The 7870-nt window shown below is 76.1% G+C and carries 8 protein-coding genes; 6 read left to right on the top strand and 2 right to left on the bottom strand.

Annotated elements, in window-relative coordinates:
- Positions 1 to 37 precede the first annotated feature (37 nt).
- A complete protein-coding gene (locus ACRYR7_RS22960) occupies positions 38 to 1192 on the bottom strand; it encodes a glutamate--cysteine ligase (RefSeq protein WP_432574470.1) in 1155 nt (384 codons plus the stop codon).
- Between the two features lie 61 nt (positions 1193 to 1253).
- On the opposite strand from ACRYR7_RS22960, the gene ACRYR7_RS22955 reads away from it, so the two are divergent.
- Genes ACRYR7_RS22955 through ACRYR7_RS22945 form a run of 3 tightly spaced genes read left to right on the top strand, consistent with a single transcriptional unit; the run spans position 1254 to position 3800 of the window.
- A complete protein-coding gene (locus tag ACRYR7_RS22955) occupies positions 1254 to 2687 on the top strand; it encodes a dihydrolipoyl dehydrogenase family protein (protein ID WP_432574469.1) in 1434 nt (477 codons plus the stop codon).
- The gene (locus ACRYR7_RS22950) at positions 2684 to 3112 is read left to right on the top strand and encodes a hypothetical protein (protein WP_432574467.1); all 429 of its coding nucleotides are present in this window, start codon (positions 2684 to 2686) and stop codon (positions 3110 to 3112) included. Before ACRYR7_RS22955 ends, ACRYR7_RS22950 begins: the two co-directional genes overlap by 4 nt.
- Before the next feature lie 4 nt (positions 3113 to 3116).
- Positions 3117 to 3800 carry a class I SAM-dependent DNA methyltransferase gene (locus tag ACRYR7_RS22945; protein ID WP_432574465.1) on the top strand — a complete coding sequence of 228 codons (684 nt, stop codon included), beginning with the start codon at positions 3117 to 3119 and terminating at the stop codon, positions 3798 to 3800.
- Positions 3801 to 3859: 59 nt separating this feature from the next.
- On the opposite strand, the gene ACRYR7_RS22940 is transcribed toward ACRYR7_RS22945, so the two are convergent.
- Entirely contained in the window at positions 3860 to 5281 is a 1422-nt protein-coding gene (locus tag ACRYR7_RS22940; RefSeq protein ID WP_432574463.1) for an NADP-dependent succinic semialdehyde dehydrogenase, read from the bottom strand.
- Between the two features lie 118 nt (positions 5282 to 5399).
- Between ACRYR7_RS22940 and ACRYR7_RS22935 the strand changes: the two genes are divergently transcribed.
- From ACRYR7_RS22935 to ACRYR7_RS22925, 3 genes are read left to right on the top strand one after another with little or no spacing between them, the layout of a single operon-like run.
- Positions 5400 to 5798, top strand: a complete 399-nt coding sequence (locus tag ACRYR7_RS22935; protein WP_432574461.1) for a MerR family transcriptional regulator — start codon at positions 5400 to 5402, stop codon at positions 5796 to 5798.
- 33 nt (positions 5799 to 5831) lie between these two features.
- Positions 5832 to 6842: an aldo/keto reductase gene (locus tag ACRYR7_RS22930; protein WP_432574459.1), complete on the top strand. Its 1011-nt coding sequence runs from the start codon at positions 5832 to 5834 to the stop codon at positions 6840 to 6842.
- Between the two features lie 25 nt (positions 6843 to 6867).
- Positions 6868 to 7740, top strand: a complete 873-nt coding sequence (locus tag ACRYR7_RS22925) for an LLM class F420-dependent oxidoreductase (RefSeq protein ID WP_432574458.1) — start codon at positions 6868 to 6870, stop codon at positions 7738 to 7740.
- Positions 7741 to 7870 lie beyond the last annotated feature (130 nt).

Genomic DNA, 7870 nt, shown 5'->3' with positions numbered 1-7870 from the left:
GGGCGGGGGCGCGGCGCCCCCGCCCCCCGCGCACCGCTCAGCCCTCGCGCAGCTCCGTGACCAGGGAGTCCACCACCGCCAGCAGCGGCTGCTGCGCGCCCGCGCGCCGCGCCGCCTCGAACGCGGCGCGCTGGCGCTGGTAGCTGGCCCCGCGGCGCGGGATCTGCGCGACCAGGCGCAGCTCGTCCTCGCAGCGCAGCCGGCGCGCCACGGGTTCCAGCCGGGTCAGCCAGTCGTCCAGGTCGTCGGTGACCAGGCGCTCGCGGCCGGCGGCGTCCACGATGATCTCCGCGTCCAGCCCGTAGCGGGCCGAGCGCCACTTGTTCTCCTGCACGTGCCACGGCGGCATGGTCGGCAGCTCGCGGCCGGCCTCCAGCTCGCCGTCCAGGTGCACCACGAGGCAGTGCACCAGGGCGGTGATGGCCCGCAGCTCCCACAGGGTGGGGGTGCCGTCGCACACCCGGACCTCGATGGTGCCCAGGCGGGGGGAGGGGCGCACGTCCCAGCGCACGTCGGACAGGCCGTCGATGACGCCGGTGACGAGCATGTCGTCGACGTAGCCCTCGAACTCCTCCCAGCGCCCGAACTGGAAGGGCAGCCCCGCGGTGGGCAGCTGCTGGAACATCTGCGAGCGGTTGCTGGCGAAGCCGGTGTCGTGGCCGGCCCAGTACGGCGAGGACGCCGACAGCGCCTGCAGGTGCGGGTAGTGGTTGAGCAGCGTGTTGAGGATCGGCAGGACCTTGTGCACCGAGTCGATGCCCACGTGCACGTGCACGCCCCAGATGAGCAGCTGCCGGCCCCACCACTGGGTGCGCTCGAGCAGCTCGTCGTAGCGCGGGTCGTCGGAGACGAGCTGGTTGTCGAACACGCCGAAGGGGTGCGTGCCCGAGCACACCAGGTCCAGCCCCATCGCGTCGGTGACCCGGCGGATCGCCGCCAGCGAGGAGGAGAGGTCCTCGGCGGCCTCGGCGACGGTCTCGCACACCGGCGTGACGATCTCCAGCGTGTTGCGCAGCAGCTCCTTGGTGACCCGCTGCCCGCCCGCGTGGGCGGGCAGGTCCAGCGCCCGCATCACCTCCGCGGCCGAGGACGCCAGGTCCCGGGTGCCGCGGTCGACGAGGACCACCTCCCACTCCACGCCCAGCGTGGGGCGCGGGGAGGCGTTGAAGTCGATCCTGGTTCCCCTGCCCACCGACCGATCACACCACACGCACCCGTGGTGCGCTCGCCACCGGCTGCGTACCGTCCGGGGCGTGAGCACACACGAGCGGGAGACGGACGTCGTCGTGGTCGGGGCGGGGCCGGTGGGCGAGAACGTCGCCGACCGCGCCTCGCGCACCGGCCTGGAGGTCGTGGTCGTCGAGGACGAGCTGGTCGGCGGGGAGTGCTCGTACTGGGCGTGCATGCCCAGCAAGGCGCTGCTGCTGCCCGGGCACGCCCTGGCGGCCGCGCGGCGGCTGCCCGGCGCGGCGCAGGCCGTCACCGGCGGCCTGGACGCCGCGGCGGTGCTGGCGCGCCGCACGAGCTTCACCGGCGACTGGGACGACTCCTCGCAGGTCGAGTGGCTGGAGTCCGCCGGGCTGCACCTGCTGCGCGGGCGCGGGCGCCTCGCCGGACCGCGCCGGGTGGAGGTCGAGGGCGAGGACGGCACCACCGCGCTCACCGCGCGCCGCGCGGTCGTCCTGGCCACCGGGTCCGTGCCGGTGCTGCCGGACGTGCCGGGCCTGGTGCCCGCCAACCCGTGGACCAGCCGCGAGGCCACCGGCGCCGACGCGGTGCCCGGCCGGCTGGCCGTCCTGGGCGGCGGCACGGTGGCGGTGGAGCTGGCGCAGGCGTACGCCCGGCTGGGCTCGCGCGTGACGCTGCTGGCCCGCTCCGGGCTGCTGGGCCGCGAGGAGGGCTTCGCCGGCGAGCTGGTCGCCGACGCGCTGCGCGCCGACGGGGTGGACGTGCGCCTGGGCGCCTCCCCGGCCTCGGTGGAGCGCCCCCGGCCGGGCGGGGAGGTCACCGTCGTGCTGCGCGACGGCGCGCGCGTGGTGGCCGACGAGCTGCTGGTGGCGACCGGCCGGCGCGCGGCCACCGAGGGCATCGGGCTGGAGAGCGTGGGCCTGCAGGACGGCGCGGAGCTGGAGGTGGGCGACGACGGCCTCGTCGCCGGCGTGGAGGGCGGGTGGCTGCACGCGGTGGGCGACGTGTCCGGGCGCGTGCAGCTGACCCACCAGGGCAAGTACGAGGGCCGCGTGGTCGGCGACGCGATCGCCGCCCGCGCCCGCGGGGAGCTGACCGGGCCCGCGCCCGCCTGGTCCCGCTACGCCGCCACCGCCACGCGCACCGCCACCCCGCAGGTGACGTTCACCGACCCCGAGGTCGCCTCCGTGGGCCGCACCTCCGAGCGGGCCCGCAGCGAGGGCCTGGACGTGCGCGTCGTCGACTACGACGTCGCGAACGTCGCCGGCGCCTCGCTGACCGCCGACGGCTACACCGGCCGCGCCCGCCTCGTCGTCGACGAGCGGCGCCGCGTCCTCGTGGGCGCCACCTTCGTCGGCCAGGGCGTCGCGGAGCTGCTGCACTCCGCGACGATCGCCGTCGTCGGCGAGGTGCCACTGGAGCGGCTGTGGCACGCGGTGCCCAGCTACCCCACGATCAGCGAGGTGTGGCTGCGCCTGCTGGAGGAGTACGGGCTGTGAGCGCCGCCGCGGGGGTGGGCGGGGGCCTGCGCGCGGCCGTGGCCGGCGAGGCCGCGCTGCGGCTGGCCTTCGCGGCGTGGTTCCTGGCCCGCCCGGACGCCCCCGCCCGCGCGTGGGGGCGTCCGGCCTCCGCCGGCGCGCGCCGCCTGGCGCGCGCGGTGGCCGTGCGCGAGCTGGTGCTCGGGGCCGGGACCGCCGCGGCCCTGGTGCGCGGGCGCCCGGTGCGCGGCTGGGTGCTGGCGATGGCCGCGGCCGACGCCCTCAACGGCACCGCCACCGCGGTGGCCGGGCTGCGCGGGGCGGTGCCGGCGCGCCGGGCGGCGGGGCTGGCCGCCTTCGACCTGTCGGGCACCGCCAGCGAGGTGCTGCTGGCGCGCCGGCTCCGGCAGCGCCCGCCCCGCGCCGTCCGGCCCGTGCCACGATGAGCCGGTGCCACCACCGGACCGGCCCGTGGACGAGCCGTCGGACGCGTCCGGCGTCGCGGCGGTGCGCCTGGCCTACGACGCCGTGGCCGACCTGTACGCCACCCACCTGCCGGACGCGCGCGCCGAGGGTCCGCTGGACCTGGCGCTCCTCGACGCCTTCGCGGAGGCGGTGCAGGCCGGCGGGGACCCGGTGGTCCTGGACGCCGGGTGCGGCGCGGGCCGCATCAGCCGCCACCTGGCCGACCGCGGCTGCTCCGTGGAGGGCGTGGACCTGTCCCCGGGGATGGTGGAGCAGGCGCGGCGCGCGCACCCCGACCTGCGCTTCGCCGTGGGGTCGCTGAGCGAGCTGCCCTTCCCCGCCGGCCGCTTCGCCGGGGTGCTGCTGTGGTACTCCACCATCCACACGCCCCCGGCCGGGCGGGCGCGGGTGTTCTCCGAGGCCGCCCGGGTGCTGCGCCCGGGCGGGCACGTCCTCGTCGGCTTCCAGGCCGGGGAGGGCACCCGCGACGTCTCGGCGGCGTACCGCCGCCACGGGCGCGAGGTGCGGCTGCACCGGTACCTGTCCACCCCGGAGGAGGTGCGCGCCCACCTGGAGGCCGCGGGCCTGCGCGAGCAGGTGCGCCTGGTGCGCCGCCCGCGCGGCGCCGAGGGCGAGGACCAGGCGTTCCTGCTCGCCCGCCTCGGCTGACCCCTGCGGGAACCGGCCCGCGCGGGAACCGGCCCGCGCAGGTCAGCCGAGGCGCGCGCTCACTCCGAGGCGGTGGAGGTGTCGCCCTCGCGCTGCTCGCTGCTGGGCGGGCCCACCCACACGGTCTTGGCGTTCATGAACGCGTACATGCCCACGTCGGTCAGCTCGCGGCCGTAGCCGCTCTGCTTGACCCCGCCGAAGGGCAGCTGCGGGTAGCTGGTGGTCATGCCGTTGACGAAGACCATCCCGGACTGCACGTCGCGCACGAACCGCGCGCGCTCGTCCTCGTCCTCGGTCCAGATGTTCGAGCCCAGCCCGTAGGGGTGGCTGTTGGCGATGTCGATCGCCTCCTGCAGGTCCGAGACGGTGAACAGCGCGGCGACGGGGCCGAACACCTCCTCGTCGTACACGCGCATCTGCGGGGTGATCCCGGTCAGCAGGGTCGGCGGGTAGTACCAGCCCGGCCCGTCGGGCCGCTGCCCGCCGACGACGAGGGTGGCGCCCTTGTCGACGGCGTCCTGCACGTACTCCTCGACGTCGCTGCGCCCGGACTCCGTGGCCAGCGGGCCGACCTGGGTGTCGGCCTCCATCGGGTCGCCGACCTTCAGGGCGGCGAGCTTCTCGGCGAACAGGCGGGTGAACTCCTCGGCCACGTCGGCGTGCACGAAGAAGCGCTTGGCGGCGATGCAGCTCTGGCCGTTGTTCTGGCAGCGCGCGGTGACCGCCACCCCGGCGGCGGTCTCCAGGTCCGCGGAGGGCATCACGACGAACGGGTCGCTGCCGCCGAGCTCCAGCACCGTGGGCTTGAGGACGTCACCGGCGATGGAGGCCACCGATCGGCCCGCCGGCGCGCTGCCGGTCAGGGTGGCGGCCACCACGCGGTCGTCGCGCAGCACCCGCTCGATCGTGGCCGAGCCGATCAGCAGCGTCTGGAACACGTCGTCGGGGAAGCCGGCCCTGCGGAACAGCTCCTCCATGTACAGCGCGGTCTGCGGCACGTTGCTGGCGTGCTTGAGCAGGCCGACGTTGCCGGCCATCAGCGCCGGCGCCGCGAAGCGCATCGCCTGCCACAGCGGGAAGTTCCACGGCATGATCGCCAGCACCACGCCCAGCGGCTGGTGCACGACGTGGGCCTCCTGCGCGCCGACCGCCCCCGCCTCCGCCGGGCGGGGTTCGAGGAAGGCGGGGCCGTGCTCGGCGTAGTAGCGCAGCGCGCCGGCGCACTTGGCGACCTCGGCCTTCGCGGCGGCCAGCGTCTTGCCCATCTCCGTGGTCATCAGCCGGGCCACGTCGTCGGTGTCGGCGTCCAGCACGTCGGCGGCCGCGCGCAGCCAGCCCACCCGCTGCTCCACGCTCGTCAGCCGGTAGGAGGCGAAGGCCGCCGAGGCGCGCGCGATGCGGTCCTCCAGGGCCTCCTCGCCCAGCGGTTCGAACTCCCGGACCGTCTCACCGGTCGCCGGGTTGATCGTCGCGATCGCCACCTGGGTCCACCCTCCGCACGCGTCCGGCGCCGGCCTCCCGCCGGCGCCGCCGGAACCCGTCCTACCCCCGCCCGGGCGCACCCGCCACCGCACCGCCCCGGCGGGGCACACTGGCGCGGTGACGAGCACCGACGAGCGACCCGCGGCGTCGCTGACCATCGCCGAGGCGGCCCGGCGCCTGGGGCTGACGACGCACGCGCTGCGCTACTACGAGACCGAGGGGCTGCTCGTCGGCGCCCCCTCGCGCACCCCGACCGGCCGGCGCCGCTACGCCGAGCGCGACCTGGGCTGGATCGCCGTGGTGCAGCGGCTGCGGGCCACCGGGATGCCGGTGCGCGAGGTGCGCGAGTACGCCGAGCTGGTGCGGGCGGGGGAGGGCACCGAGGCGCAGCGCCTGGCGCTGCTGCGCGCGCACCGCGAGCGCGTCCTGGCCCAGCTGGACGAGGTCAGCGGCCACCTGGGGGCGATCACCGCCAAGATCGAGGGCTACGAGCGGCGGGTGGGCGCCTCCGGTTGACTTCGAGCGCGCTCGAAGTCGCAGGCTCGCCGCATGGCTCCCTCGACGGACTTCCCCACCCGCACGCTCGGCAGCGCCGCGCACGGCACCGAGCTGACCGTCTCCGCCCTCGGCCTGGGCTGCATGGGCATGAGCGCCTTCTACGGCACCGGTGACGAGGCCGAGTCCCTGGCCACGATCGGCGCCGCCCTCGACGCCGGCGTGACGCTGCTGGACACCGCCGACATGTACGGGCCCTTCACCAACGAGCAGCTCGTCGGGCGGGCGATCGCCTCCCGGCGCGACGAGGTCGTCCTGGCCACGAAGTTCGGCAACGAGTTCCTGCCCGACGGCGGCCGCCGCGTCAACGGCCGCCCCGAGTACGTGCGCGCGGCCTGCGACGCCAGCCTGCAGCGCCTGGGCGTGGACGTGATCGACCTGTACTACCAGCACCGCGTCGACACCACCGTCCCCGTCGAGGAGACGTGGGGGGCGATGGCGGAGCTGGTCGCCGCCGGCAAGGTGCGCCGCCTGGGCATCAGCGAGGCCGCCCCGGAGACGATCCGCCGCGCCCACGCCACCCACCCGGTCACCGCCGTGCAGACCGAGTGGTCGCTGTGGACGCGCGACGTGGAGCAGGACGGCGTCCTGGCCGCCGTGCGCGAGCTGGGCATCGGGTTCGTGCCGTACTCCCCGCTGGGCCGCGGCTTCCTCTCCGGCGCCATCCGCAGCGTCGACGACCTGGACCCCGACGACTTCCGCCGCAGCAACCCGCGCTTCCAGGGCGAGAACTTCCAGCGCAACCTCGTCCTCGTCGACGAGGTCCGCGCGCTGGCCGACGCCAAGGGCGTCCCCGCCGGGCAGGTCGCGCTGGCCTGGCTGCTGGCGCAGGGACCGGACGTCGTGCCGATCCCGGGCACCAAGCGCCGCTCCTACCTGGCGGAGAACCTCGCCGCCGTGCACGTGGAGCTGACCGCCGACGAGCTGGCCCGCCTGGAGGCCGTGCTGCCCGTGGGCGCCACCGCCGGCGAGCGCTACCCCGACATGAGCACCGTGCACCGCTGACCGGCCCGCGACCCGAGGAGCCCCCGTGGACACCGCCCTGCACGTCGCCGACTTCACCCCCTACGGCGGGGACGAGCGCATCGCCGCCGGCCTGGCCGACACCGCCCGCGCCGCCGACGAGGCGGGTTTCCGGACCCTGACCCTCATGGACCACTGGTTCCAGATGGAGTCGATGGCCCCGGCGACCGACCCGATGCTGGACGGGTACACCGCGCTCGGCTACCTCGCCGGGCGCACCGAGCACCTGCAGCTCGGGCTGCTCGTCACCGGCGTCACGTACCGCCACCCCGGCCTGCTGGCCAAGACCCTCGCCACCCTGGACGTCCTCTCCGGCGGCCGGGCGCTGCTGGGCATCGGCGCGGCCTGGTACGAGCGCGAGCACGCCGGGCTGGGCGTGCCGTTCCCGCCGGTCGCCGAGCGCTTCGAGCGCCTGGAGGAGGCGCTGCGCGTGTGCCGGCAGATGTGGAGCGAGGACGACGGCCCCTTCGAGGGCCGGCACTACCGCCTCGCCGAGACGCTGTGCCGCCCGCGGCCGCTGCAGCCCGGCGGCCCGCCGGTGCTCATCGGCGGCATGGGGGAGAGGAAGACCCTGCGGCTGGTCGCCGAGCACGCGCAGGCGTGCAACCTCTTCGACGCCGGCCGCGAGGTCCTGGCCCACAAGCTGCAGGTCCTGGACCGGCACTGCGCCGACGTCGGGCGCGACCCGGCGCAGGTGGAGCGCACCGTCATCTCCGGGACCGACCCGCTCGTCGACACCGATGCGTTCCTGGCCTCGATGGCGGAGTACGCGCGGCTGGGGATCTCGAAGGTGTGGGTCAGCCCCCGCGGCGTGGAGGACCTGCCCGGCTGGGTCGCCGCCGTCGGCGAGCGGGTCGTCCCCCGCCTGCGCGAGCTCTGACCCCGCACCCCCGCACCCCGGACCCCGGACCCCCGCCCCCCCCCCTCGGACACCCCACCCACCCCGAACCCCCCGGCGGCTTGGTCGTCAAGGTCTAGATATAATTAAACCGCGCGCTGGGGCGGCTCGG

Source organism: Kineococcus gurbantunggutensis, assembly GCF_050871925.1.
GTDB lineage: Bacteria > Actinomycetota > Actinomycetes > Actinomycetales > Kineococcaceae > Kineococcus.
This window is presented reverse-complemented; position numbering and strand designations above follow the sequence as displayed.